Here is a 21,575-nt window from a genome sequence, read left to right on the forward strand (position 1 = left end):
TATAAACTTTCTTGACAAAGAATATAAAATTTGATATAATTTCACTGTAAATAAATAAAATTCTTTTAAAGGAGGGGATGATGTGGCCAACAGTATTCGATCCGTTTAAAGAATTACAAGATATAGAAAGAAGATTGGGAGCAGTTCTTGGAGCAAACAAACCTGTTCAAAAAGTGGAAGCTTTTACACCTGCTGTAAATGAAAAGGCAGATGAAAACGGCTATTATGTCGAAGTCGATTTGCCCGGCGTTAAAAAAGAAGATATTAATATCAGCATAAATGAAGGAATTTTGAGTATCTCAGGTGAAAGAAAACTTGAGAAAAAAGAAGAAAAAGAAAATTATACAAGAATTGAAAGCTTTTTTGGAAGATTTGAAAGAAGCTTTAAATTGCCTTCAGATGCTGACGCTGAAAAAATTGAAGCAAAATTTGAAGACGGGGTGTTAAAAGTGTTTATTCCAAGAAAACCTAAAGCCGAAGGTAAAAAAATAGAAATTAAATAAGGGGTTTTCCCTTATTTAATTATTACTTTATAAGTATCCCTCACTTATAAATTGTTTATTTGTATAAATTATTAAATTTTTAATCAGTCCTACCTTTTAAAAAGTTAATTCTATTTTAATAATTATGATATAATTTGCCTAAAAAAAGGGTAAAAATGCTGGAAAAAATATTTAAACTTTCAGAAAAAAACACAAATGTTTCTACAGAGGTGAGAGCCGGGTTAACTACATTTTTAGCTATGATGTATATAGTGCCTGTCAACGCTTCCATTATGAGTTTAACCGGTATGCCGTTTGACGAGCTTATTACCGCAACAGCTGTTGTTACCATTATTTCCACCATATTAAACGGTATTTGGTCTAATACCCCGGTTGCTATGAGTGTGGGAATGGGGCTTAATGCATATTTTACATTCGGTCTGGTCAAAGGGATGCATATTCCGTGGCAGAGCGCTCTTGGTATTGTAATGATTTCCGGACTTATATTTTTAGCTCTTTCATTTACAAAATTCAGAGTTTGGGTTTTGGAATCGGTACCTATTGATGTAAGAAGGGCTATAAGTGCGGGTATAGGAATGTTTATAGCGTTTATAGGTCTTAAGGGAATGGGTGTTATTGTGGATAATCCGGCTACACTTGTAAGTCTTGGAAATTTTCACGATCCTAAAGTTTTACTCGGTGTTTTCGGATTTATAGTTGCTGCTGTACTTTTTGCATACAGAATAAAAGGGGCTTTTATAATAGCTATTATAATCACTTCAATAGTTGCATGGATGCTGGGTTTAGGCGAGCTTCCAAAAGGGATTGTGTCTATGCCTTCGGGGATAGGAAATATAGCATTTCATTTTGATATAAAAAGTGCGCTTACACTGGCACTTTTACCTGTTATTATGACATTTTTAATTACAGATATGTTTGATACCATCGGTACACTTGCCGGAATCGGTATGAGGGCCGGTTTATTTAAAAAAGGCAGCCGTGAGCTTCAAAAAACCCTTGAAGCAGATGCTGCCGCTACCGTAATAGGAGCCAGTCTTGGTACGTCTACCACAACATCGTTTATTGAAAGTGCCGCCGGAGTTGAAGAAGGGGGTAGGACCGGACTAACTGCGGTAGTTACTGGGCTTTTGTTTATCACAACACTGTTTTTTCTACCAATTTATAAAGCGATTCCTGACAATGCCATTTATCCTATTTTGGTAATGGTTGGTGTGCTTATGTTTAGCGAACTTAAAAACATAGATTTTTCAGACGGAACCGTAGCCGTTACAAGTTTTATCACGGCTGTTTTAATGCCTCTTACCTATTCCATTACAATAGGTATCAGTGCGGGTTTTGTCATTTATTTAATTTTGGCTTTGTTAAAAAGAGAATTTGATAAAATAAATGTCGGAACTGTAACTCTTGCATTAATAGGATTACTTGCGTTTATTTTTCATTAATTCCTTTTAATAAGGAAATATTATAAAAGATTTTTCTTTTTTTCTCACCACTCACCACCAACCGCTCACCACCCACTAAAATTATTTATGGTATAATTCCATCCCCCTGAACAAAATAGAGGCTTTGCATCTGTTAAAAAACAGTTGCAAGGGCTGGTCTATTGACCTAAGGGGGATAAAAATAAGTGAAAAGTTAAAAATGAAGAGTGAATTTCTTTTTCACTTTACACTTTTTTAATTTAAATTAAGGGGATATTATGAAAGTAAGAGCTTCAGTTAAAAAAATTTGCCCGAAATGCAAAATCGTTAAAAGAAAAGGCGTTGTCAGGGTAATTTGTGAAAATCCAAGACATAAACAAAGACAAGGATAAAACATGGCAAGAATTGCAGGTGTGGACTTACCAAAAAACAAAAAAGTAGAATATGCGCTTCCGTATATTTACGGAATCGGATTAACTCTTAGCAGAAAAATCTTAAAAGACACTGGGATTGATCCAAACAAAAGAGTTTATGAACTCAGCGAAGAAGAAGTTTCAACATTAAATAAAGAAATTCAAAGCAATTACATAGTAGAAGGTGAACTTAGAAAAATAGTTCAGCTTAATATCAAAGAACTTATGGATTTAGGGTGTTACAGAGGATTAAGACACAGACGCGGCCTTCCTGTAAGAGGGCAAAGAACAAAAACAAATGCAAGAACCAGAAAAGGTAAGAAAAAAACTGTTGGTGCAAAAGCAAAATAAAGGGTGAATGATGGCAAAAAGAAAAGTAGTTAAAAAGAAAAAAATTAAAAAACAAGTAGGACGCGGAATAGTTTATATTTCAGCTACATTCAATAATACAATGATTAGCGTTACTGATGAAATGGGTAATGCTTTATGCTGGAGCTCTTCAGGGCATTTGGGATTTAAAGGAAGTAAAAAATCCACTCCGTTCGCCGCACAGCAGGCAGTTGAAGATGCTATGGCTAAAGCAAAAGAATATGGAATTAAAGAAGTGGGAATTAAAGTACAAGGACCAGGTGGCGGTAGAGAGACAGCAGTTAAAACTGTCGGTGCAATTGAAGGAATTAAAGTACTTTGGATGAAAGACATTACTCCTCTGCCACATAACGGTTGTAGACCAAGAAAAAGAAGAAGGGTGTAACGATGGCAAGATATACAGGACCGGTTGAAAGAATCGAAAGAAGACTTGGAGTAAGTTTAGAGCTTAAAGGTGAAAGAAGATTAGCGGGTAAATCCGCACTTGATAAAAGACCTTACGCACCGGGTCAACATGGACAAAGAAGAACAAAAATTTCCGAATACGGATTACAGCTTAGAGAAAAACAAAAAATTAAATATTATTACGGTGTACTTGAAAAACAATTTAGAAAATTTTTCCAAGAGGCAAACAGACAAGAAGGCTCAACAGGGGAAAACTTAATTAAATTACTTGAGAGAAGACTTGACAATGTTATTTACAGAATGGGATTTGCATCTACCAGAAGATTTGCAAGACAGCTTGTAACGCACGGACATATTTTGGTTAACGGTAAAAAAGTCAATATTCCTTCATATTTGGTAAAAGAAGGTGACAGAATAGAAATTAAAGAAAAAACCAAAAACAATCCTCAAATTCAAAGAGCTTTAGAACTGTCTAAACAAACTGGAATAGCCCCTTGGGTTGATGTAGATATTGATAAAAAAGTAGGCGTATTCCAAAGAATTCCTGATAGAAGTGAAGTAAACATTCCGGTAGAAGAAAGATTAGTAGTTGAGTTGTACTCTAAATAATAGGGGTTAAAAAATGAATAAAATTAAAACAGAAGTTATTGTCCCAAGTGAAGTTTCATATAAAGAAGAAGAAAATAAAGCAAATATTGAAATTTATCCTTTTGAAGCGGGATTTGGGGTAAGCGTAGCCCATCCCATAAGAAGGGTTCTTATTGCCTCCACTCCAGGTTTTGCCCCCGTTGCTATGAAAATAGAAGGGGTAAAACACGAGTTTGATTCACTAAAAGGTATGCTTGAAGATGTTGCAAGCTTTATTATTAATATTAAAAACATCAGATTTAAATTAAAAGAAGGTGACGAGGCAGTCGTGGATTATCATTTTGTAGGTCCTAAAGAAATTAAAGGGGCCGACTTGGAAAATGATAAAATAGAAATTGTTACACCTGAATCATATATAGCCACGCTTAATGAAGAAGGCGAGCTTAAACTTACATTAATTATAAAAAGAGGAATGGGATTTGTAGCCGTTGAAAATTTCAGAGATTCCCTTCCTGAAGGATTTATAGGACTTGATGCATATTTCAGCCCGATTAAAAAAGTTGTTTATAATATAGAAAACATATTGGTTGAAGACGACCCTAATTTTGAAAAAGTTATTTTCGAAATTGAAACAGACGGGCAAATTTCTCCTATAGAGGCGTTTAAAAATGCAATAGATGTGTATTTGAAACAATTCAGTATATTTACAAAAGAATTTAACATTGAAACAAAAACAGCCCAAAATGTAATTTTGGATGATACTTACGATATATTATTTGAACCGATAGAGGGCTTAAATCTTAGAAGCAGAAGTTTTAATGCCCTTGATCGGGCCGGAATCAAATATGTCGGTGAGCTTGTTTTAATGGGTAAAGAAAAAATAGCCAATATTAAAAATTTAGGGGCAAAATCACTTGAAGAAATTTTTGATAAATTAGAAGAAATAGGATTTTCTATCAATAAAACACTGCCGCTTGAAATTAAAAAAGTTATTGAAGAAAAACTATCAAAACTTAAGGAGATTTAATGAGACACAGACACGGATACAGAAAACTGGGAAGAGACAGCGAGCACAGAGCCGCGCTTCTTAAAAACTTGGCATGCGATTTGATTGAGCATGAAAAAATTGAAACAACTGTTCCTAAGGCGAAAGAACTTAGAAGATATATTGAAAGATTAATAACTCGTGCAAAAAATGCGGATTTTAATACGCACAGATTCATATATTCAAAACTTGGAAGCAACAAAAGAGCAAAAGCGGCGACTCAGAAATTAATTGATATTATTGCTCCTAAATTCAAAGAAAGAAACGGCGGATATACAAGAATTATCAAAACAAGATTCAGAATCGGCGATGCGGCTGAATTGTGTACAATTGAACTTATTCAGGATTAACCCTCTTTTTCTTTTCCCCTATTGATTTAATTAATTTAATTTGTTATATTTAGCAAAAAAAGGATAAATATGGCTGAAATTCCGTTTTCCAATGAAGAGCTTAAAGAGGCTGTAGGCAGCGTAATTGAAGAGCTTCGTCCGATGCTTCAGATGGACGGGGGCGATGTTACATTGATAGATGTTCAAAAACCTGTTGTATTTGTTCAGCTTCAGGGAGGGTGTGTCGGATGTGCTAGTGCCGGGGCCACGCTTAAATACGGTATTGAAAAAGCCCTGAAAGAAAAGATTCATCCGGATTTGGCAGTAATGAATGTACCGCACGGATATGAGGATAAATTAGATGAGTTACTCAAATATTCATTCTGAAATAAAAGCTATTTTAAAAGAGGCGATTGAGAAAAAAGATTATAAAAAAGTTATGAAAATAATAAATTCCCTGTTTTTGGAAAATGATATAAATCCTGAAGCAATGAACGGTATTTTGTTTAAAGATGTAAAAGAAATCATTAAAACAAAAGAGGATTTGGAAAATATAATTCTTTCAACCAAAGTAATTTTTGAAAAAAAAGAAGAAGTGCTTGAATTTTTTGAACTTTTATTAAAATACGGATTCAGGGAAAACGCTATTAATTATTTTGAAGAATTGATATTTAATATAGATGATTTGGATTTAATAGAAGGATTTAATACACTTTTAAAACAATGAATTATGAAGAATTAATAAATAAAAATTTAATTACCGATAATACAGAAGAATTAAATAAAAATAAAATTTTTTTAAAAACTATTCAAAACGCAAAATATTCAAAACATATAACCTCTTTTTTAACCCCGGAAGATTTGTTAAAAGATGTAAAAACAAAATTTATAGGAATAACCGGTACCAACGGAAAAACAACCACCGCTTTTGTACTCGGGTATCTGCTGAAAAATTTAGGATACATTGTGGCTGTTCAGGGAACGGAGGGACTTTTTGTAAACGGAAAAAAAGTTGAGGAAAAAACGCTTACAACCCCTTCAATATTTACTACAATAAAAAGGCTTTACAGATATAAGCCCGATTTTTTTATTATGGAAGTAAGCTCACACGCAATTGCGCAAAACAGAATTGAAGGAATAAAATACTCGGCAAAAATTCTGACTTCTTTTTCGCAGGACCATTTAGATTATCATAAATCAATGCAGGAATATAAAAAAGTAAAAGAGAGTTTTTTTCAGGACGAAGCGGTAAAAGTAATAAATGGTAAGTTAAAAGTTAAAAATGAAAAGTGTAAAGTGGAAATATGTGGTTATGATTTTAATGTAAATTGTGAAAATTTATATGTTTTAGAAAAGCCAATTGTTGATAATATCCCTATGGCAGGTGAATTTAACAAAATGAATTTTTCTCTTGCAATTAAAACAGTTGAATTATTAACTAACTATTCACTGCTCACTACTCACTATTCACGTTTTAGAGGAGTGCCCGGCAGAATGGAAACAGTATCCATTAATCCTCTGATAATTGTAGATTTTGCGCATACTCCTGACGGAATGCAAAAAGTAATAAGCTCCGTTAAAGGTAAAAAACTGGTTGTTTTCGGTGCAGGAGGAAACAGGGACAGGGAAAAAAGGGAAAAAATGGGGGCAGTTGCAGACGAACTGGCTGAATATATTATTCTTACAAACGATAATCCAAGGTGTGAAAATCCTGTTAATATAATAGAAGATATAAAAAAAGGAATTAAAAAAACGCCTTTTGAAATAATTATTGACAGAAGAGAGGCTATAAAAAGGGCTGTTGAACTTTCAAAAAATTTTGACGCAGTTCTGATTTTAGGAAAAGGTGATGAAAAATATATGAAATTCTGTGATAAAAAAATCCCTTTTAGTGACAAGCAAGAAATATTGAAATACTTGCACTAAATTAATATTAGATTAATGTTTTAATATATAATGCGAATGTGATATAATAATATAAAGATATATAAATGCAAATACCAAAAAAAGAATATTTAATTGAGGGGGAATTCTGTGCTTAAGGAGATCAAATGAATATAAAAATGCTTTATAGCAAAATTCACAGGGCAACCGTAACAGATGCCAATTTAAATTATGTGGGCTCCATTACCATAGATGAAGAACTGATTGAAAAAGCAAAAATGCTTGTAGGTCAAAAAGTGGATATTGTAAATATCAATAACGGTGAGAGATTTTCAACATATGTAATAAAAGGGAAAAAAGGCAGCGGCGAAGTGTGTTTAAACGGTGCGGCGGCGAGAAAAGTACATGTAGGGGATAAAATTATTATTATTGCTTATGCGTCTATGGAGCTTGAAGAAGCAAAAAAATTTAAACCATCTGTTATAATTGTAAATGACAATAATGAAATAATTGAAATTACAGATAATTTAAAGGCTGAGTGATGAAAACTATTGAAATAAAAATAAAAGATAACGATTTAGAAACAATTTTATCAATTTTAAATAATTTGAAAGACGGTCTTATCAATAAAATAACCGTTAAAGAACTTGAACAAGAATTTAAAGAAGTAAAAAGGGAATTAAATTACTTAAAAAATAATAAAATTAAACCTCAAAAATTAGAAGATTTTTTAAATGAAATATGAAGTTAGGATTTTAGAAACTGCTAAAAAAGATATTAAAAAATTAACAAAAAAATATAAAAATATAAAAGAAGATTTAAAGGAATTATTAAATATTTTAGAAAAAAATCCTAAAAACGGGATAGAATTAGGAGATTCTTTTTATAAATTAAGAATAAAAAATTCTTCTTCTAAAAGAGGAAAACGGGGAGGATTTAGAGTTATATATTATTTGATAGAAAAAGAGAATGAAATTTGGATATTAAAAATTTATTCAAAAAGTGAAATAGATAATTTACCTAAACAGTATCTGTTATCTTTATTAAAGGAGTAAAATGTTTGGAAATATGGATTTAAACGAAATGATGAAAAAACTTCAGGAAAGTATGGCTGAGGCTGACACTAAAACATATACCGCTACTGCGGGAGGGGGAATGGTTGAGGCAACCGTAAACGGAAAATTTGAAATAATAGATTTGAAAATAGATGATTCCCTGCTTGATGACAAAGAATCAATGCAGATTTTAATTATGAGTGCTGTGAATGATGCTGTTAAAATGGCTTTGGAAGATAAAAAATCGCAGGCTCTCAATATGTTCGGCGGGCTTAATTTGGGACAATGAAAAAAATAATATTTATAATCCCCCTTTTTCTGTTTGCTTTTATAGATTTAACTCCCTGTCTTAAAAAATATTCTTTTATTGAAAATTCAATTCCTGTTTCTAAAAATTCAAGTATTATTTTTGGTAATAAAAACTGTATAAAATACGACCCTTTTACAGGAATGTGCCTAATTAAAGAAAAGAATAAAAAAACGGTTAAATTTTATGATAATCCAAAGCTTGCATGGTGGATGGCATCAATTAAAAAAAATAAAATTTATGTGGGGAATTTTGCTGAGGATATGAACTTCTTAACCCCCGCAAAAATCAGTGTAAAAACACTTAAAAATTCTGTTATCTCAGATATGTTCTGTAGGGCTTACGGGATAGGCAGGGGAGATGGCTTTATAAAAAGTGAATATATAAAACATTTTATAAAGTACGGCTGTTGGGGGGATGTAGGAATTGATACTGATGAAAATATGAAAATTATCTCTTTTGACCCTTTTTATGTAAAAGGGCTCAGGCTGGGAGAAAAAATAATTTCAATAAATGCCCGTCCGGCAACCCCGCAGATTTTTTCAAAATATATTTTGCTTGGAAAACCAGGAAATATTGTAGAGATTAAAACTGCCAAACATATATATAAAATCAAGATTAGAAAAAAAGAATACGGTTTTACACCTCTAATGCATTTCGGAATTGTTGTAGATAAAAATTTAACAGTTATAAAACTTCCAGATAATCTGAAAGAAAAATATTATATTAAAGAAGGCGCAAAACTGATAAAAATAAACAACAAAAAAATTTCTTCTTTCAATGAGCTTAAAAAGGTACTTTCCACTTATAAAAATGTTACAATTACATTGAATTTTCAAGGTATAATATTAAATATTCCCTTAAGGTAAGTAATGGAAGATTTTATAAAAAAAAATTTAATTAGTGCCAAAAGCTTTCATCCTTTTTTTGAAAAAGCATTAAACGAAATGCTAATAGCTGGAGGAAAGAGATTCAGACCCAGACTTCTTTTGGCGGTGGTAAACGCATATAACCCGCTTTTAGCGGATAATGCAAAATATGCGGCTTTTGCTATTGAGCTTATTCACACATATTCTTTAATTCACGATGATTTGCCCGCAATGGACAATGCGGCTCTCAGACGCAATCATCCAACCCTTCATACAACTTATGATGAAACAACCGCTATTTTGGTCGGGGATGCCTTAAATACATATGCTTTTGAGGTTTTAAGCAAAGCCCCTATGCATAATGATATAAAAACAGAACTTATTAAAACTCTCTCAAATGCGGCAGGTCCGAACGGAATGGTTTTAGGGCAGGTAATTGACTGTTATTTTGAAAATAAAAAGCTTAATTTGGATGAGCTTAAATTTTTGCATATAAATAAAACGGCAAAATTAATTGCGGCAAGTCTTAAAATGGGTGCGATTATTGTAAATAAAACCGATTTGGCGGAAAAATTATATGATTTTGGTATTAAACTCGGACTTCTTTTCCAAATTCAAGATGATTTACTTGATTTGCTTGATTCATCAAAAACAGGTAAAACAACGGGTGTGGATGAAAATAAAAATACATTCGTTACTGTTTTGGGAGAAAAAGAAGCAAGAAAAAAGGCGGATAATTTAGCAGGTGAAATAGAAAAAGAAATGGGAAATTTTGATGAAAATTTAAAAAATGAATTGAAAAAACTGTTAAATAAATATTTAAATAGGCATAATACAAAATGAAAAGTATAAAAAATAAGGTTTTAGAGTATTTAAAAGAAAATAAAGAGTATTTTAGGAAAAAATATGGAATAAAAAAAATTTATCTTTTTGGAAGTGTGGCGAGGGGAGAAGATAATGAAAACAGTGATATTGATATTATGGTAGAGTTTATATCAGATAAATTTCATACTTTTGATAACTATTTCGATTTAAAGTATAAATTAGAAGATAAATTTAAAAGAAAAATTGATTTAGCTACAAAAGAGATGATAAGAGAAAAGTTAAAAAAAAATATTTACAAGGATATTATTAATGCATAGAGATAAATCTCTTTTTTTAGATGACATATTAGAATCTGTTAATGCTATTGAAAGTTATGTTGTTTATATAGATTTTGATGAATTTAAAAATGACAGAAAAACTTATCAGGCGGTAATTAGGGAATTTGAAATAATAGGAGAAGCTACTAAAAATATTTATCAAGATTTAAAAAAAGTTTATCCGAATTATGATTGGAGAAAAATTATAGATTTTAGAAATATTGTTTCTCATAACTATTTTGGAATAGATTTTTTAACAATATGGAATACAATTTTTGATAAATTACCAGAATTAAAACAAATAATAGAAAAAATTTTAAAGGAAGGATTAGAATGAATATGAAGAAAAAAATGGCTGATACAATAAGGTTTTTGGCGGCTGATATGGTGCAAAAGGCGAATTCGGGGCATCCCGGAGCCGCTTTGGGCTTGGCGGATATAATGGTGGAGCTCAGTGAAGTTATTAATCTGACCCCGCATAACCCTCATTTTATAAACAGGGACAGACTGGTTTTTTCAGGCGGGCATGCAACGCCGCTTATTTATTCTATGCTCTATTTATGGGGGTATGATATTACAATGGATGATTTGAAAAATTTCAGGCAGCTTGGCAGCATTACTCCCGGACATCCAGAATTCGGGCATACTCCTGGGATTGAAGTGACAACAGGTCCTTTAGGTCAAGGCGTGGCAAATGCCGTAGGCTTTGCAATGGCCAAAAAATTTTTACATAAAAAATTTCCGGAAATTGACCATAAAATATGGTGTCTGTGCGGTGACGGGGATTTGGAAGAGGGCATAAGTTATGAAGCCTGTTCAATTGCCGGAAGCGAAGGGCTTGAAGATTTGATTTTAATATACGACAGTAATAATATTTCTATCGAAGGAGAGGTTGGCAAAGTATTTAAAGACGATATTAAAAAAAGGTTTGCTTCCCAAAATTTCAGAGTGCTTGAAATGAACGGGCATGATTATGAAGATATTGCCAAAACGCTTAAAAAAGCGCTTCAAACGGACGGAAGACCTACAATTATAATAGCAAAGACAATTATAGCAAGGGGTGCTGTCGGGCTTGAGGGAAGCGAAAAAACCCACGGAGCGCCTCTTGGTGAAGATGTTATAAAGAAAAGTAAAAAAGCGGCAGGATTTCCTAATGATAAAACTTTTTTTGTGCCTGATGATGTACTGGTCAGGTTCAGGTGTGTAAAAGAAAAAGGTGAATTATTAGAAGCCGAATGGAGAAAAAAAGCAAATACCAAGGAAATTGAAGAATTTTTTAACAGGGATTTTAATAAAATTAAATGGCCTGAATTTGAAAAAAATGTCAGCCTTGCCACAAGAAAAAGCAACGGAGAAATTTTAAATGCAATTGCAAAGGCAGTTCCGTCTTTTCTTGGCGGAAGTGCGGATTTGGCCCCTTCAAACAACACCCATTTAAAAAATGAAGATGATTTTCCTCACGGGAGAAATTTGCATTTCGGTATCAGGGAACACGCAATGGGGGCTATAAACAATGCCTTTAGCGCATACGGGTTTTTGCCTTACGCTGCCACATTTCTGGTATTCAGCGATTATTTAAGGGGAGCACTGAGAATATCGGCGCTAAGTTCACATAAAAATTACTGGATATTCACACACGATTCCATTGCTTTAGGGGAAGACGGGCCGACCCATCAGCCGATTGAGCATTTAACGGCGCTTAGGGCTATTCCTAATCTTTATGTTTTCAGACCTGCGGATGCGAATGAAAATGTAAACTGCTGGAAGGCGGCACTTAATATCGATGCACCGGTTGCTTTTGCCCTCAGCCGTCAGGGGCTTAAAAATATAACCCCTAAAAATATTGATTTAAGCAGGGGGGCTTATGTTTTAAGGGAAGGCGACGGAATTACAATCCTTGCTAGCGGAAGTGAAGTGAATTTGGCTGTGGAAATTGCCGAAAAAATTAATGCAAGGGTTGTAAGTGTGCCTTGTTTTGATCTGTTTGATAAGCAGACACAGGAATTTAAAAAAGGACTCTTAAAAGGAAAAGTTATTGCCATTGAAGCCGCACGGGGGCTTGAGTGGTATAAATATGCCGATATGGTGATTGGAATGGAGAGTTTTGGCTCAAGCGGAAAGGGAAGCGAAGTTTATAAATATTTTGGATTTGACGCTGAAAAAATTATAAATAAAATAAAGGATAACAAATGATTTTAGCAACACCGGGACCGGTAGAAATTCCTTATTTTGTAAGGGAAACTTTTTTGGGTGAAACAATACACCACAGAACCCCTGAATTTAAACAAATTCTGCTTGATACTCTTGAAAGATTTAGAAAAGTGACCCATCTGCCCGAAGCAGTATTTTTGACAAGTTCCGGAAGCGGGGCTATGGAGGCGGCTGTAACGAACATTGTAAAACAAAAAGCCCTAACAATAAATGCCGGGAAATTCGGTGAAAGATGGGGGAAAATCTGCAGTGCGTTTAATATCCCTTTCAGGGAAATAAAATATGACTGGGATACCCCCGCTGCGGCAGATGATATTGTTGCGGCTGTCGAGGAAGATGAAGAAATAGATTCAATATTTATTCAGATTTGTGAGAGTGCGGGAGGGCTCAGGCATCCTGTTGAGGACATTGCGGCCGAAGTTAAACTGATAAACCCCGATATTATAATAGTGGCAGATGCTATTACCGCTATGGGGGTTGAAGATATAGATACCGCAAATATCGATGTTTTGGTAGGCGGAAGCCAAAAGGCGTTTATGCTTCCTCCGGGACTTGCAATGTTAGGTCTCAGTGAAAAAGCCGTTCAACGAATAGGAAAAGGAAAAGGTTTTTATTTTAACCTTGCAAATGAAATAAAAAAACAGCGTGATGGCTCAACATCTTTTACGCCTGCAACAAGTCTTGTTATTGCATTAGATGAAGTGCTTAAAAAATTAGAAGAAATCGGATTTGATAAACATTATGAAAATACTGCTAAAAGACACAGTGCGCTTCTTGCGGCTATTGAAGAAATAGGACTTACTGTTTTTCCTCAGGTGCCGGCACCTTCAATGGCTGCGGTTTACAGTGAAAAAGCGGAGGAAATTATAAAAATTTTAAAAGAAAAATATGAAATCAATGTTGCGGGAGGCCAGGATTTTATGAAAGGCAAACTCTTTAGAATCAACAATATGGGAATAATTGACGAAAACAAAATGCTTTATATCGTAAATTCGCTTGAACTTGCCTTAGATGAGCTTGGAATTAGAAAATATGACGGCAGTGCACTCAGAATATATACCGAGGAGAGAAAATAGATGATTTTTAAACATGAAATTCCGTCCGGGAGCAGATTTTATTTCGGCAGGAGTGCCAAAATAAAAAGGGAAATAGAAAATGTGGCAAGTGAAGTTTTTGATGCCAATGAGTTCGAAGAAATAATCACCCCCTATTTTTCCTACCATCAGCAAATTGCGTTAAGCGAAAAAGAAATAATAAAATTAACCGATACCCAAAATAGAAATCTGGCCCTCAGGGCCGATTCTTCCATCGATGTAATAAGGCTTGTTATTAAAAGGCTTAAAACCGAAGCTAAAAAATGGTTTTATATTCAGCCTGTTTTCAGATATCCGAGTCATGAAATATATCAAATAGGCGCTGAATGGCTTGAAGGGGATTTAAAAGAAATTGTAAATATAAACAAACAGATTTTTAAAAGGCTTAACAAAAATTACACCCTTCAGATTTCACATATTAAAATTCCAAGGGTTGTATGTGAATTAACGGGGCTTCATTTGGAAGATATAAAAAAAATGAGAATATACAAATTTAACGAAACCTGGCTGCAAAAACTTCTTTTTGTAAATTCAAAAAAGGATTTGGAGGATTTAAGCGTTTATCCGGGCGAAATTCAAAAATACTTAAAAGAAATTAAAGATATTGCAAACGAAGAAGACATAATCGCCCCTCTTTATGTAACGAATTTAAGATATTATACGGGAATTTTTTACAGATTTATAAAAGATAATGTTGTTTTTGCAAAAGGCGGAAGATACAAGGTGGACGGAATCGAAAGTGTAGGCTTTTCTGTTTATACGGATAATCTTTTAAAGGATATGAATGGTTGATTTGATTGTAGGACTTCAATGGGGAGATGAGGGAAAAGGGAAAATAGTAGATTTGGTTGCAAAAAACTATGATGTTGTAATCCGCTCTCAGGGCGGGCACAATGCGGGACACACCGTTGTATTGGACGGTAAAAAATACGCCCTTCATTTACTGCCAAGCGGTGTATTAAATCCAAACGCCGTGAATGTGATAGGCAACGGGGTTGTTGTTTATCCTCCCCAGCTTATAAAAGAGATAAAAGATTTTGATAAGAATATAAAAAACAGACTGCTTATTTCCGATAAAGCGCATATGATACTCGATCATCACATAGCCATCGATAAGGCCCGCGAAAGACTCAGGGGTAAAAATGCAATAGGTACGACAGGCAGGGGAATAGGCCCTGCATATGCGGATAAGATTGTAAGAGCCGGTGTAAGGATGGGTGAACTTAAAGATATTGACAAACTGATTGGAAAACTGAGTGATTATTATGAAATGAACAAAGGCTATTTGGAATATCTCGGGGTAAAAATTCCTGATATTAACGATGTTAAAAAACGGTTAATCTTTTATAAAGAGGAACTTTTTGAAAACATTACAGACACTACAAAATATCTTTGGGATAACATAAGTAAAAATATGCTGCTTGAAGGTGCCCAGGCAACGCTTCTTGATATAGACCACGGGACTTATCCGTATGTTACAAGCTCAAACACGATAGCTTCCGGGGCGTTAACCGGCAGCGGAATTCCCCCTAAAAAATTAAACAAAGTCACAGGCATTGCAAAAGCGTATACAACAAGAGTCGGCAACGGCCCTTTTCCTACAGAGGAATCAGGTGAAGAGGGAGAGAGAATAAGAAAACAGGGAGCAGAATTCGGTACCACCACCGGAAGGCCTAGAAGATGCGGATGGTTTGATGTTGTGGCGGCAAAATACGCCATTACCATTAACAGCTGTGATGAAGTGGCGTTGATGAAGCTTGACGTGCTTGACGGATTTAAAGAGGTAAAAGTGGGTGTGGGATATGAAAGAAACGGAAAAAGACTTGATTATTTCCCGAGTGATTTGGATGACGTAAAACCGGTTTATGAAACACTTCCCGGATGGGACGGAAGCAGCGGGGCAAGAAAATGGGGCGATTTACCTGATAATGCCAAAAAATATATAGAATTTTTGGAAGAAAAAACAGGTTGTAAAATAAAATATATCTCAACCGGGGCCGAGAGGGAAGATACGATAGTGAGGTGATGAGTTGTGAGTTGTGAGTAGCCAAGAGGCCAAGCAATTAAGTGAAAAGTGTAAAGTTAAAAATGGAAAATGGAAAATGAGCGAAAATGAGCAAAGCGAATTACGCTCATCTGGCTATCAAAAGCGGCCATGATGAAAAATGAAAAGTGAAAATTGAAAACAAAATTCAGTTCTGTTGTAAAAATAAAAAAACAGGTTGTCCAGAAACTTGAAAAAGATGTACAAAAAATAAATTTTTCTATAACTAAGCTGAATAAAAAAATAGAAAACCTGCAAAATATTCTTTTTTCCCTGACTCTTCCTGAAAACGGGAATTTCTCTCTTTTTTCACAGATTAAATCCCAGCAGCATCTGTTAAGGGGGGAGATGGAAAAATTAAAAAATCAAATTATTGTTTTAGAAAACAGAAAAAATGAACTTATGAATGAGCTTAAAAAAGCCAATATTGAATATGAAAAAATGAAATATTTGGAAAATGAAGAAATAAAAAAAATACTTAAAAAAGCAAAACTGAAAGAAGCCAAAGAAATGGATGAAATTGCAATACTTCTTAGGAAAAAAAATGAATCCAAATAAAATTTATTTAACTCAAACCGATACAACCGCCGGATTTTTATCACAGGATAAAGAAAAATTAAATAAAATAAAAAACCGTCCTTTAAATCAGCCCATATTAATGGAAGTCGACAGTTTAAAAACTTTAAAACAATTTACAAGGGTGCCGGACAAGTTTAAAAACAGGGTTAGAAGAAGCAAAAAAACCACTTTTATATATCCCAATAAAAAAAGTTTCAGGGTGGTAAGAGATGAGTCGCATTTAGAATTTTTGAAAAAATTTTCCTGGATGTATTCCACTTCCGCCAATAAAAGCGGCAGAGAATTTGATGAAATGTGGGCTAAAAACACAGCCGATGTTACAGTGGAAAATAAAAGAGGCCTTTTTGAGGGAAAACCTTCTAAGATTTATAAACTTTCAAGAAATAAAATAAAAAAAATAAGATAATGGAAAATTGACAATGGATAATGGAAAATTTAATTTAAAAAAGTCATTTTACATTTTACATTTTACATTTTACATTTTTATTTTTGGTTGTGCCACTAAAACAACGCCTGTGTATGCGGTAATTGACACTCCTTTTGTAAAAGCGGCCGATCAGGGATTTTTGGAAAAAGGATTTAATTATAAAAAACTTATAATTTATAAAGACGCCAGTGTTCCGGTTGAATTTACTATTTACAAAAACAGTGTTTGCTTAAATAAAAAATGTGTTTCAAAAAATAGATTTATCAAAAAACTCTCCCCCGGTTATCCAAAAAATCTTATAGATAAAATCATAGAAAAAAAACCTATTCAAAATTTGGGTAAAATTATAAAGTTAAAAAAAGGTTTTTTGCAAAAAAATGAAAGATTTTATTATTTGGTAACTAAAAAAAAGGTTTTATTTAAAGATAAAAAGAAAAAAATTTTAATTATGATAAAGGAAATAAAATGAAGATAGCAATAGCTGGAACAGGATACGTGGGGCTAAGCAATGCGGTGCTTCTTTCACAAAACAACGAAGTTGTGGCTCTTGACATAATCCCTGAGAAAGTGGAAATGGTAAATAAAAGAATGTCTCCTATCGAAGATAAGGAAATAACCGAGTTTTTTCAGACAAAAAAACTGAATCTAAAAGCCACCACTGATAAAAAAGAGGCTTACGACGGGGCTGAATATGTGGTAATAGCAACTCCTACGGATTACGACCCTGTTACCAATTATTTTAACACAAAATCCATTGAGAGTGTAATAAAAGATGTAATAGAAATAAATCCATCAGCCACAATAGTAATCCGCTCAACCATCCCGATAGGATATACAGAAAGAATAAAAAAAGAATTTAATTTTAAAAATATATTTTTTGTGCCTGAGTTTTTAAGGGAGGGGAAAGCTTTGTATGACAGTCTGTATCCGAGCAGGATTATTGTGGGTGAAAAAAGCGCTAAAGCCGAAATATTTGCCAATTTACTCAGAGACGGGGCATATAAAGAGACAATTCCGCTTGTTTTTACAAACAATACAGAAGCCGAAGCGGTTAAACTGTTTGCAAATACCTATCTTGCCATGAGGGTTTCATTTTTTAATGAACTGGACAATTTTGCCATATCAAAAGGTCTTAATACAAAAGAGATAATTGAAGGTGTGTGTCTGGACCCGAGAATCGGAATGCATTATAACAACCCTTCATTCGGATACGGCGGATACTGTCTTCCAAAAGACACAAAACAGCTTTTGGCAAATTACAGGCTTGATAACGTTCCGCAGAGACTTATTGATGCGATAGTGGAATCAAATGTAATAAGAAAAGAATTTATTGCAAAAAGAATACTTGATAAAAAACCGGAAACAGTCGGTGTTTACAGGCTCATTATGAAAGCGGGAAGCGATAATTTCAGAAGCAGCGCCATATTTGATGTGGTTGAAATGTTAAAACCTTTTGTAAAAATAGTAGTTTATGAGCCAAAGGCAAAAGGGAATGAAATAGAGGGTGTTGAATTTAGCGACAGTTTGGGCGAACTTAAAAAATGCGATGTGATTTTGGCAAACAGAATTGATGAAAATTTAGAGGATATTAAAGAAAAAGTTTATACAAGGGATATTTATTCTAAAGACTAAATATTAATTAATAATGGAAAATGGAAAATGTAAAATGGAGAATAAATATAAATAATAAATAAGTAAAAAAGGAATAATATGAAAATATTAGTAACAGGAACGGCAGGATTTATAGGATTTCATTTGGCCAACAGACTTGCAAAAAGAGGGGATGAGGTAGTAGGGCTTGATAGTATAAATGATTATTATGATGTGAATTTAAAATATGCAAGATTAAATGAGGCCGGAATTGACAAGGAAAAAATAGAATATAACGAAATTGTAGAGTCTAGTAAATATCCGAATTACAGGTTTATAAAACTGAATCTTGAAGATAAATTTAATCTTTTTAAACTTTTTGAAAAAGAAAAATTCGATAAAGTATGCCACCTTGCGGCACAGGCGGGGGTGAGGTATTCCCTTAAAAATCCGGATGCTTATATCAGTTCAAATATAGTAGGGCATATGAACATACTGGAAGCCGTAAGGCAAACAGGTGTAAAATCTTTAGCTTATGCAAGCAGCTCGAGTGTATACGGGCTAAATAAAAAACAGCCTTTTTCAACAGATGACAATGTAGACCATCCGGTCAGCCTGTATGCCGCCACAAAAAAAGCAGAGGAGCTTATGAGCCACACATATTCATATCTTTACAACATTCCTACAACGGGGCTGAGATTTTTTACCGTTTACGGGCCCTGGGGAAGACCCGATATGGCTTTATTTAAATTTGTAAAAAATATACTCAAAAATAAACCGATTGATGTATATAACTATGGCGATATGCAAAGGGATTTTACATATATAGACGATATTGTTGAAGGTGTCGTGAGGGTAATTGACAATCCTCCAAAACCAAATCCTCAGTGGAACGGAAGGCCGAGCGAGAGTGTGGCTCCTTATAAAGTTTACAATATAGGAAACGGCGCTCCGGTTAAACTTATGGATTTTATAGAGGCAATTGAAGAAGTACTTGGTAGGGAAGCTAAAAAAAACCTGCTTCCAATGCAGCCCGGGGATGTTGCAAGCACGTGGGCCGATACAACTGATTTACAGAAAGATTTAGGCTATAAACCTTATACAGATGTTAAAGAAGGGATTAGAAATTTTGTTGAGTGGTACAGGGAGTTTTATAAATGTTGAATGATGAATGATAAATGTTGAATGATGAATGAGAAATTTTGGATGTTAAATTATGAATAAGAAAGGAAAAATTAAAGAAAATAATTTAATAGTTAAAAAGAGTTATGAATTTGCTCTTGAAATTGCAAAAATTTATAAATATATAATTGAAGTGAAAAAAGAATATATAATGTCAAAACAATTATTAAGATGTGGGACTTCAATTGGAGCAAATGTTCAAGAAGCTCAAGCTGGTATAACTAAAAAAGATTTTATTGCTAAAATGAGTATAGCGGCTAAAGAAGCAAGAGAAACAAGGTACTGGATAAAATTATTAATAGATAGTGGATATTTTGAAGAAAATAAAAATTTGTTAAAAGAAATTGATTCAATAATCAATATTTTGACTAAAATTATTAAAACATCACAACAAAATCAAAAAGGGCTAAAATGAAAACAAATTCAACATTTAACATTAAACATCTAACATCTATCTTAGTTACCGGCGGGGCCGGATATATAGGAAGCCATGTGGTAAAGCTTTTATTAGAAAACAGTGATTATGATGTAACTGTAATAGATAATCTGGTGAGTGGATTTAAAGATACAATTGATACTCTAAAAACAATTAGAGATTTTCAGTTTATTGAAGCAAATCTTAGCAACTGGAATGAAATTGAAGGTATTTTTAAAACAAAGCAATTTGATGCGATTATCCATTTTGCGGCAAGTCTGATAGTGCCTGAGAGTGTGGAAAAGCCTTTAAAATATTATTTAAACAATACAGCAAACACTGCTAATTTAGTAAATTTGGCCGTTAAATACGGAGTGGAAAAATTTATATTCTCTTCTACGGCGGCGGTATACGGCGAACCGGATATAAAAGTGAAAAGTGAAAAGTTAAAAGTGAAAAATGTCGGTATTAGTGAAGATTTTCCTACAAATCCGATAAATCCGTACGGACAGAGTAAACTGTTCAGCGAAAATATTATTCAGGATGCTGCTAAAGCTCACGGATTAAAATATGTAATTTTCAGATATTTTAATGTGGCGGGGGCGAGCCCCGATTTGATGATAGGGCAGAAAACAAAAAATGCAACCCATTTAATAAAAGTGGCTAGTGAATGTGCAGTGGGTAAAAGAGATAAAATGTATATATTTGGAGATGATTATCCTACACCTGACGGAACCTGCATAAGGGATTATATTCATGTAGTTGATTTGGCAGATGTGCATATAAATGCAATTGAATATCTAGATAATAATAAAAGTGATATTTTTAACGTAGGATACGGCAGGGGTGCCAGCGTAAAAGAGGTAATTGATACAATGAAAAAAGTCAGCGGAGTTGATTTTAAAGCGGAAAATGCTAAGAGAAGGGCGGGAGATCCAGCAATGCTGATTTCAGACAATTCAAAAATAAAAGAAAAAATGAAATGGCAACCAAAATATGATGATTTGGGATTTATTTGTAAGAGTGCATATGAGTGGGAGAAAAAGCTAAATAAATTATGAATGTTGAATTATGAATGTTGAATTATAAATGTTGAATTATGAATGTTGAATTTGATTTTTAATGTATATTTGTATATACTTTTAATAAAAAAGGTTCTTATATGGAGGCAATAGCAAAAGTTTTTATAAGTGGGAATTCACAGGCAATTAGAATACCTAAAGAATTTCAAATAAATTCAGAAAAAGTAAAAATAATAAAAGAAAATGATAAATTAATAATTATTCCAATAAATAGCAGAAAAGGTTGGGATGAAGCATTTAAAAAAATGCACAAAAATAATGATGATAAACTTTTAATTGATGATAGTTTAGATTGGGATATGGATGTATAATCAATATTCAATAGTGCTTGTAAATTTAGACCCTACAATTGGTTCTGAAATTAAAAAAACAAGGCCTTGTGTTATAATTTCTCCAAATGAAATGAATTTTAATATAAATACTCTAATAATTGCACCGATGACTTCTAAAACAAGAAATTATCCAACTAGGATTAAAGCAGGAGAAAATTCTTATATTGTATTAGATCAAATAAGAACTATTGATAAAAAAAGAATAATAAAAAAATTAGGAAAAATAGATAGAAAAGTTATTTATGAAGTAAAGAAAATTATAAATCAAATGTTAGTAGAATAAGGAGAA

32 protein-coding genes are annotated in these 21,575 nt (G+C 33.3%); all 32 read left to right on the forward strand.

What is annotated here, in order from left to right:
- The first annotated feature begins 77 nt into the window (after nt 1-77).
- The 32 genes from DZ65_RS0104345 (at nt 78) to DZ65_RS0104500 (ending at nt 21,569) form a co-directional block, all read left to right on the forward strand.
- Entirely contained in the window at nt 78-503 is a 426-nt protein-coding gene (locus DZ65_RS0104345; protein ID WP_236617353.1) for an Hsp20/alpha crystallin family protein, read from the forward strand.
- A gap of 155 nt (nt 504-658) precedes the next feature.
- Nucleotides 659-1,945, forward strand: a complete 1,287-nt coding sequence (locus tag DZ65_RS0104350; protein ID WP_024787454.1) for an NCS2 family permease — start codon at nt 659-661, stop codon at nt 1,943-1,945.
- A 257-nt stretch (nt 1,946-2,202) separates the two neighbouring features.
- The gene (gene rpmJ / locus DZ65_RS0104355) at nt 2,203-2,316 is read left to right on the forward strand and encodes a 50S ribosomal protein L36 (RefSeq protein ID WP_024787455.1); all 114 of its coding nucleotides are present in this window, start codon (nt 2,203-2,205) and stop codon (nt 2,314-2,316) included.
- Between the two features lie 3 nt (nt 2,317-2,319).
- Nucleotides 2,320-2,688: a 30S ribosomal protein S13 gene (gene rpsM / locus DZ65_RS0104360; RefSeq protein ID WP_024787456.1), complete on the forward strand. Its 369-nt coding sequence runs from the start codon at nt 2,320-2,322 to the stop codon at nt 2,686-2,688.
- A gap of 10 nt (nt 2,689-2,698) precedes the next feature.
- Nucleotides 2,699-3,091: a 30S ribosomal protein S11 gene (gene rpsK, locus DZ65_RS0104365; protein WP_024787457.1), complete on the forward strand. Its 393-nt coding sequence runs from the start codon at nt 2,699-2,701 to the stop codon at nt 3,089-3,091.
- A gap of 2 nt (nt 3,092-3,093) precedes the next feature.
- Nucleotides 3,094-3,720 (forward strand): 30S ribosomal protein S4, encoded by a 627-nt coding sequence (gene rpsD, locus DZ65_RS0104370; protein WP_024787458.1) that lies wholly within the window; start codon nt 3,094-3,096, stop codon nt 3,718-3,720.
- 13 nt (nt 3,721-3,733) lie between these two features.
- Complete coding sequence (locus tag DZ65_RS0104375) at nt 3,734-4,726, forward strand: DNA-directed RNA polymerase subunit alpha (RefSeq protein ID WP_024790790.1); 993 nt, start codon at nt 3,734-3,736, stop codon at nt 4,724-4,726.
- Nucleotides 4,726-5,094 (forward strand): 50S ribosomal protein L17, encoded by a 369-nt coding sequence (rplQ, locus tag DZ65_RS0104380; protein WP_024790791.1) that lies wholly within the window; start codon nt 4,726-4,728, stop codon nt 5,092-5,094. The genes DZ65_RS0104375 and rplQ overlap by 1 nt, the downstream gene beginning before the upstream one ends.
- Before the next feature lie 69 nt (nt 5,095-5,163).
- Nucleotides 5,164-5,460: a NifU family protein gene (locus DZ65_RS0104385; protein WP_035907112.1), complete on the forward strand. Its 297-nt coding sequence runs from the start codon at nt 5,164-5,166 to the stop codon at nt 5,458-5,460.
- Complete coding sequence (locus DZ65_RS09865; RefSeq protein ID WP_024787462.1) at nt 5,435-5,800, forward strand: hypothetical protein; 366 nt, start codon at nt 5,435-5,437, stop codon at nt 5,798-5,800. The genes DZ65_RS0104385 and DZ65_RS09865 overlap by 26 nt, the downstream gene beginning before the upstream one ends.
- A complete protein-coding gene (locus DZ65_RS0104395; protein ID WP_024790792.1) occupies nt 5,797-6,999 on the forward strand; it encodes a UDP-N-acetylmuramoyl-L-alanyl-D-glutamate--2,6-diaminopimelate ligase in 1,203 nt (400 codons plus the stop codon). The genes DZ65_RS09865 and DZ65_RS0104395 overlap by 4 nt, the downstream gene beginning before the upstream one ends.
- 125 nt (nt 7,000-7,124) lie before the next feature.
- Nucleotides 7,125-7,499 (forward strand): aspartate 1-decarboxylase, encoded by a 375-nt coding sequence (gene panD / locus DZ65_RS0104400; RefSeq protein ID WP_024789634.1) that lies wholly within the window; start codon nt 7,125-7,127, stop codon nt 7,497-7,499.
- Nucleotides 7,499-7,702, forward strand: a complete 204-nt coding sequence (locus tag DZ65_RS0104405) for a hypothetical protein (RefSeq protein WP_024790793.1) — start codon at nt 7,499-7,501, stop codon at nt 7,700-7,702. The genes panD and DZ65_RS0104405 overlap by 1 nt, the downstream gene beginning before the upstream one ends.
- Nucleotides 7,692-8,012 (forward strand): type II toxin-antitoxin system RelE/ParE family toxin, encoded by a 321-nt coding sequence (locus DZ65_RS0104410; RefSeq protein ID WP_024790794.1) that lies wholly within the window; start codon nt 7,692-7,694, stop codon nt 8,010-8,012. Before DZ65_RS0104405 ends, DZ65_RS0104410 begins: the two co-directional genes overlap by 11 nt.
- 1 nt (nt 8,013) lies before the next feature.
- Nucleotides 8,014-8,301, forward strand: a complete 288-nt coding sequence (locus tag DZ65_RS0104415; RefSeq protein WP_024790795.1) for a YbaB/EbfC family nucleoid-associated protein — start codon at nt 8,014-8,016, stop codon at nt 8,299-8,301.
- Nucleotides 8,298-9,188: a hypothetical protein gene (locus DZ65_RS0104420; protein WP_024787467.1), complete on the forward strand. Its 891-nt coding sequence runs from the start codon at nt 8,298-8,300 to the stop codon at nt 9,186-9,188. Before DZ65_RS0104415 ends, DZ65_RS0104420 begins: the two co-directional genes overlap by 4 nt.
- Before the next feature lie 3 nt (nt 9,189-9,191).
- A complete protein-coding gene (locus DZ65_RS0104425; protein WP_024787468.1) occupies nt 9,192-10,031 on the forward strand; it encodes a polyprenyl synthetase family protein in 840 nt (279 codons plus the stop codon).
- On the forward strand, nt 10,028-10,330 hold the full coding sequence (locus tag DZ65_RS0104430) for a nucleotidyltransferase family protein (protein WP_024787469.1): 303 nt from the start codon (nt 10,028-10,030) through the stop codon (nt 10,328-10,330). The genes DZ65_RS0104425 and DZ65_RS0104430 overlap by 4 nt, the downstream gene beginning before the upstream one ends.
- Nucleotides 10,323-10,667 carry a DUF86 domain-containing protein gene (locus DZ65_RS0104435; RefSeq protein ID WP_024787470.1) on the forward strand — a complete coding sequence of 115 codons (345 nt, stop codon included), beginning with the start codon at nt 10,323-10,325 and terminating at the stop codon, nt 10,665-10,667. Before DZ65_RS0104430 ends, DZ65_RS0104435 begins: the two co-directional genes overlap by 8 nt.
- Before the next feature lie 2 nt (nt 10,668-10,669).
- Complete coding sequence (gene tkt / locus DZ65_RS0104440) at nt 10,670-12,523, forward strand: transketolase (RefSeq protein ID WP_035907381.1); 1,854 nt, start codon at nt 10,670-10,672, stop codon at nt 12,521-12,523.
- A complete protein-coding gene (locus tag DZ65_RS0104445; protein WP_024790797.1) occupies nt 12,520-13,617 on the forward strand; it encodes an alanine--glyoxylate aminotransferase family protein in 1,098 nt (365 codons plus the stop codon). The genes tkt and DZ65_RS0104445 overlap by 4 nt, the downstream gene beginning before the upstream one ends.
- Nucleotides 13,618-14,427: an ATP phosphoribosyltransferase regulatory subunit gene (locus tag DZ65_RS0104450; protein ID WP_024787473.1), complete on the forward strand. Its 810-nt coding sequence runs from the start codon at nt 13,618-13,620 to the stop codon at nt 14,425-14,427.
- Nucleotides 14,420-15,661 (forward strand): adenylosuccinate synthase, encoded by a 1,242-nt coding sequence (locus DZ65_RS0104455; RefSeq protein ID WP_024790798.1) that lies wholly within the window; start codon nt 14,420-14,422, stop codon nt 15,659-15,661. The genes DZ65_RS0104450 and DZ65_RS0104455 overlap by 8 nt, the downstream gene beginning before the upstream one ends.
- Nucleotides 15,662-15,814: 153 nt before the next feature.
- Nucleotides 15,815-16,237, forward strand: coding sequence for a flagellar FliJ family protein (locus tag DZ65_RS0104460; RefSeq protein ID WP_024787475.1), 423 nt, complete (start codon nt 15,815-15,817; stop codon nt 16,235-16,237).
- Nucleotides 16,224-16,664 (forward strand): Sua5/YciO/YrdC/YwlC family protein, encoded by a 441-nt coding sequence (locus DZ65_RS0104465; protein ID WP_024787476.1) that lies wholly within the window; start codon nt 16,224-16,226, stop codon nt 16,662-16,664. Before DZ65_RS0104460 ends, DZ65_RS0104465 begins: the two co-directional genes overlap by 14 nt.
- A gap of 13 nt (nt 16,665-16,677) precedes the next feature.
- Nucleotides 16,678-17,154, forward strand: a complete 477-nt coding sequence (locus tag DZ65_RS0104470) for a hypothetical protein (protein ID WP_024787477.1) — start codon at nt 16,678-16,680, stop codon at nt 17,152-17,154.
- The gene (locus tag DZ65_RS0104475; RefSeq protein ID WP_024787478.1) at nt 17,151-18,317 is read left to right on the forward strand and encodes a nucleotide sugar dehydrogenase; all 1,167 of its coding nucleotides are present in this window, start codon (nt 17,151-17,153) and stop codon (nt 18,315-18,317) included. Before DZ65_RS0104470 ends, DZ65_RS0104475 begins: the two co-directional genes overlap by 4 nt.
- A 78-nt stretch (nt 18,318-18,395) precedes the next feature.
- Complete coding sequence (locus DZ65_RS0104480) at nt 18,396-19,439, forward strand: NAD-dependent epimerase (RefSeq protein ID WP_024787479.1); 1,044 nt, start codon at nt 18,396-18,398, stop codon at nt 19,437-19,439.
- 52 nt (nt 19,440-19,491) lie between these two features.
- The gene (locus tag DZ65_RS0104485; protein WP_035907118.1) at nt 19,492-19,872 is read left to right on the forward strand and encodes a four helix bundle protein; all 381 of its coding nucleotides are present in this window, start codon (nt 19,492-19,494) and stop codon (nt 19,870-19,872) included.
- Nucleotides 19,869-20,933 carry a UDP-glucose 4-epimerase GalE gene (galE, locus tag DZ65_RS0104490; protein WP_051428175.1) on the forward strand — a complete coding sequence of 355 codons (1,065 nt, stop codon included), beginning with the start codon at nt 19,869-19,871 and terminating at the stop codon, nt 20,931-20,933. Before DZ65_RS0104485 ends, galE begins: the two co-directional genes overlap by 4 nt.
- Before the next feature lie 101 nt (nt 20,934-21,034).
- A complete protein-coding gene (locus DZ65_RS0104495) occupies nt 21,035-21,265 on the forward strand; it encodes an antitoxin (protein ID WP_024787482.1) in 231 nt (76 codons plus the stop codon).
- Nucleotides 21,258-21,569, forward strand: coding sequence for a type II toxin-antitoxin system PemK/MazF family toxin (locus DZ65_RS0104500; protein WP_024790799.1), 312 nt, complete (start codon nt 21,258-21,260; stop codon nt 21,567-21,569). Before DZ65_RS0104495 ends, DZ65_RS0104500 begins: the two co-directional genes overlap by 8 nt.
- Nucleotides 21,570-21,575: the final 6 nt, after the last annotated feature.

Origin of the sequence: Lebetimonas sp. JS032, from assembly GCF_000523315.1 — a bacterium.
In the GTDB taxonomy this organism is placed as follows: Bacteria; Campylobacterota; Campylobacteria; order Campylobacterales; family Nautiliaceae; genus Lebetimonas.

Bases quoted from the DNA above. Each gene is read 5' to 3' on its own strand.
- DZ65_RS0104345 (WP_236617353.1), top strand. From the start codon at position 78: ATGATGTGGCCAACAGTATTCGATCCGTTTAAAGAATTACAAGATATA.
- DZ65_RS0104350 (WP_024787454.1), top strand. From the start codon at position 659: ATGCTGGAAAAAATATTTAAACTTTCAGAAAAAAACACAAATGTTTCT.
- rpmJ (WP_024787455.1), top strand. From the start codon at position 2,203: ATGAAAGTAAGAGCTTCAGTTAAAAAAATTTGCCCGAAATGCAAAATC.
- rpsM (WP_024787456.1), top strand. From the start codon at position 2,320: ATGGCAAGAATTGCAGGTGTGGACTTACCAAAAAACAAAAAAGTAGAA.
- rpsK (WP_024787457.1), top strand. From the start codon at position 2,699: ATGGCAAAAAGAAAAGTAGTTAAAAAGAAAAAAATTAAAAAACAAGTA.
- rpsD (WP_024787458.1), top strand. From the start codon at position 3,094: ATGGCAAGATATACAGGACCGGTTGAAAGAATCGAAAGAAGACTTGGA.
- DZ65_RS0104375 (WP_024790790.1), top strand. From the start codon at position 3,734: ATGAATAAAATTAAAACAGAAGTTATTGTCCCAAGTGAAGTTTCATAT.
- rplQ (WP_024790791.1), top strand. From the start codon at position 4,726: ATGAGACACAGACACGGATACAGAAAACTGGGAAGAGACAGCGAGCAC.
- DZ65_RS0104385 (WP_035907112.1), top strand. From the start codon at position 5,164: ATGGCTGAAATTCCGTTTTCCAATGAAGAGCTTAAAGAGGCTGTAGGC.
- DZ65_RS09865 (WP_024787462.1), top strand. From the start codon at position 5,435: ATGAGTTACTCAAATATTCATTCTGAAATAAAAGCTATTTTAAAAGAG.
- DZ65_RS0104395 (WP_024790792.1), top strand. From the start codon at position 5,797: ATGAATTATGAAGAATTAATAAATAAAAATTTAATTACCGATAATACA.
- panD (WP_024789634.1), top strand. From the start codon at position 7,125: ATGAATATAAAAATGCTTTATAGCAAAATTCACAGGGCAACCGTAACA.
- DZ65_RS0104405 (WP_024790793.1), top strand. From the start codon at position 7,499: ATGAAAACTATTGAAATAAAAATAAAAGATAACGATTTAGAAACAATT.
- DZ65_RS0104410 (WP_024790794.1), top strand. From the start codon at position 7,692: ATGAAATATGAAGTTAGGATTTTAGAAACTGCTAAAAAAGATATTAAA.
- DZ65_RS0104415 (WP_024790795.1), top strand. From the start codon at position 8,014: ATGTTTGGAAATATGGATTTAAACGAAATGATGAAAAAACTTCAGGAA.
- DZ65_RS0104420 (WP_024787467.1), top strand. From the start codon at position 8,298: ATGAAAAAAATAATATTTATAATCCCCCTTTTTCTGTTTGCTTTTATA.
- DZ65_RS0104425 (WP_024787468.1), top strand. From the start codon at position 9,192: ATGGAAGATTTTATAAAAAAAAATTTAATTAGTGCCAAAAGCTTTCAT.
- DZ65_RS0104430 (WP_024787469.1), top strand. From the start codon at position 10,028: ATGAAAAGTATAAAAAATAAGGTTTTAGAGTATTTAAAAGAAAATAAA.
- DZ65_RS0104435 (WP_024787470.1), top strand. From the start codon at position 10,323: ATGCATAGAGATAAATCTCTTTTTTTAGATGACATATTAGAATCTGTT.
- tkt (WP_035907381.1), top strand. From the start codon at position 10,670: ATGAAGAAAAAAATGGCTGATACAATAAGGTTTTTGGCGGCTGATATG.
- DZ65_RS0104445 (WP_024790797.1), top strand. From the start codon at position 12,520: ATGATTTTAGCAACACCGGGACCGGTAGAAATTCCTTATTTTGTAAGG.
- DZ65_RS0104450 (WP_024787473.1), top strand. From the start codon at position 13,618: ATGATTTTTAAACATGAAATTCCGTCCGGGAGCAGATTTTATTTCGGC.
- DZ65_RS0104455 (WP_024790798.1), top strand. From the start codon at position 14,420: ATGGTTGATTTGATTGTAGGACTTCAATGGGGAGATGAGGGAAAAGGG.
- DZ65_RS0104465 (WP_024787476.1), top strand. From the start codon at position 16,224: ATGAATCCAAATAAAATTTATTTAACTCAAACCGATACAACCGCCGGA.
- DZ65_RS0104470 (WP_024787477.1), top strand. From the start codon at position 16,678: ATGGATAATGGAAAATTTAATTTAAAAAAGTCATTTTACATTTTACAT.
- DZ65_RS0104475 (WP_024787478.1), top strand. From the start codon at position 17,151: ATGAAGATAGCAATAGCTGGAACAGGATACGTGGGGCTAAGCAATGCG.
- DZ65_RS0104480 (WP_024787479.1), top strand. From the start codon at position 18,396: ATGAAAATATTAGTAACAGGAACGGCAGGATTTATAGGATTTCATTTG.
- DZ65_RS0104485 (WP_035907118.1), top strand. From the start codon at position 19,492: ATGAATAAGAAAGGAAAAATTAAAGAAAATAATTTAATAGTTAAAAAG.
- galE (WP_051428175.1), top strand. From the start codon at position 19,869: ATGAAAACAAATTCAACATTTAACATTAAACATCTAACATCTATCTTA.
- DZ65_RS0104495 (WP_024787482.1), top strand. From the start codon at position 21,035: ATGGAGGCAATAGCAAAAGTTTTTATAAGTGGGAATTCACAGGCAATT.
- DZ65_RS0104500 (WP_024790799.1), top strand. From the start codon at position 21,258: ATGTATAATCAATATTCAATAGTGCTTGTAAATTTAGACCCTACAATT.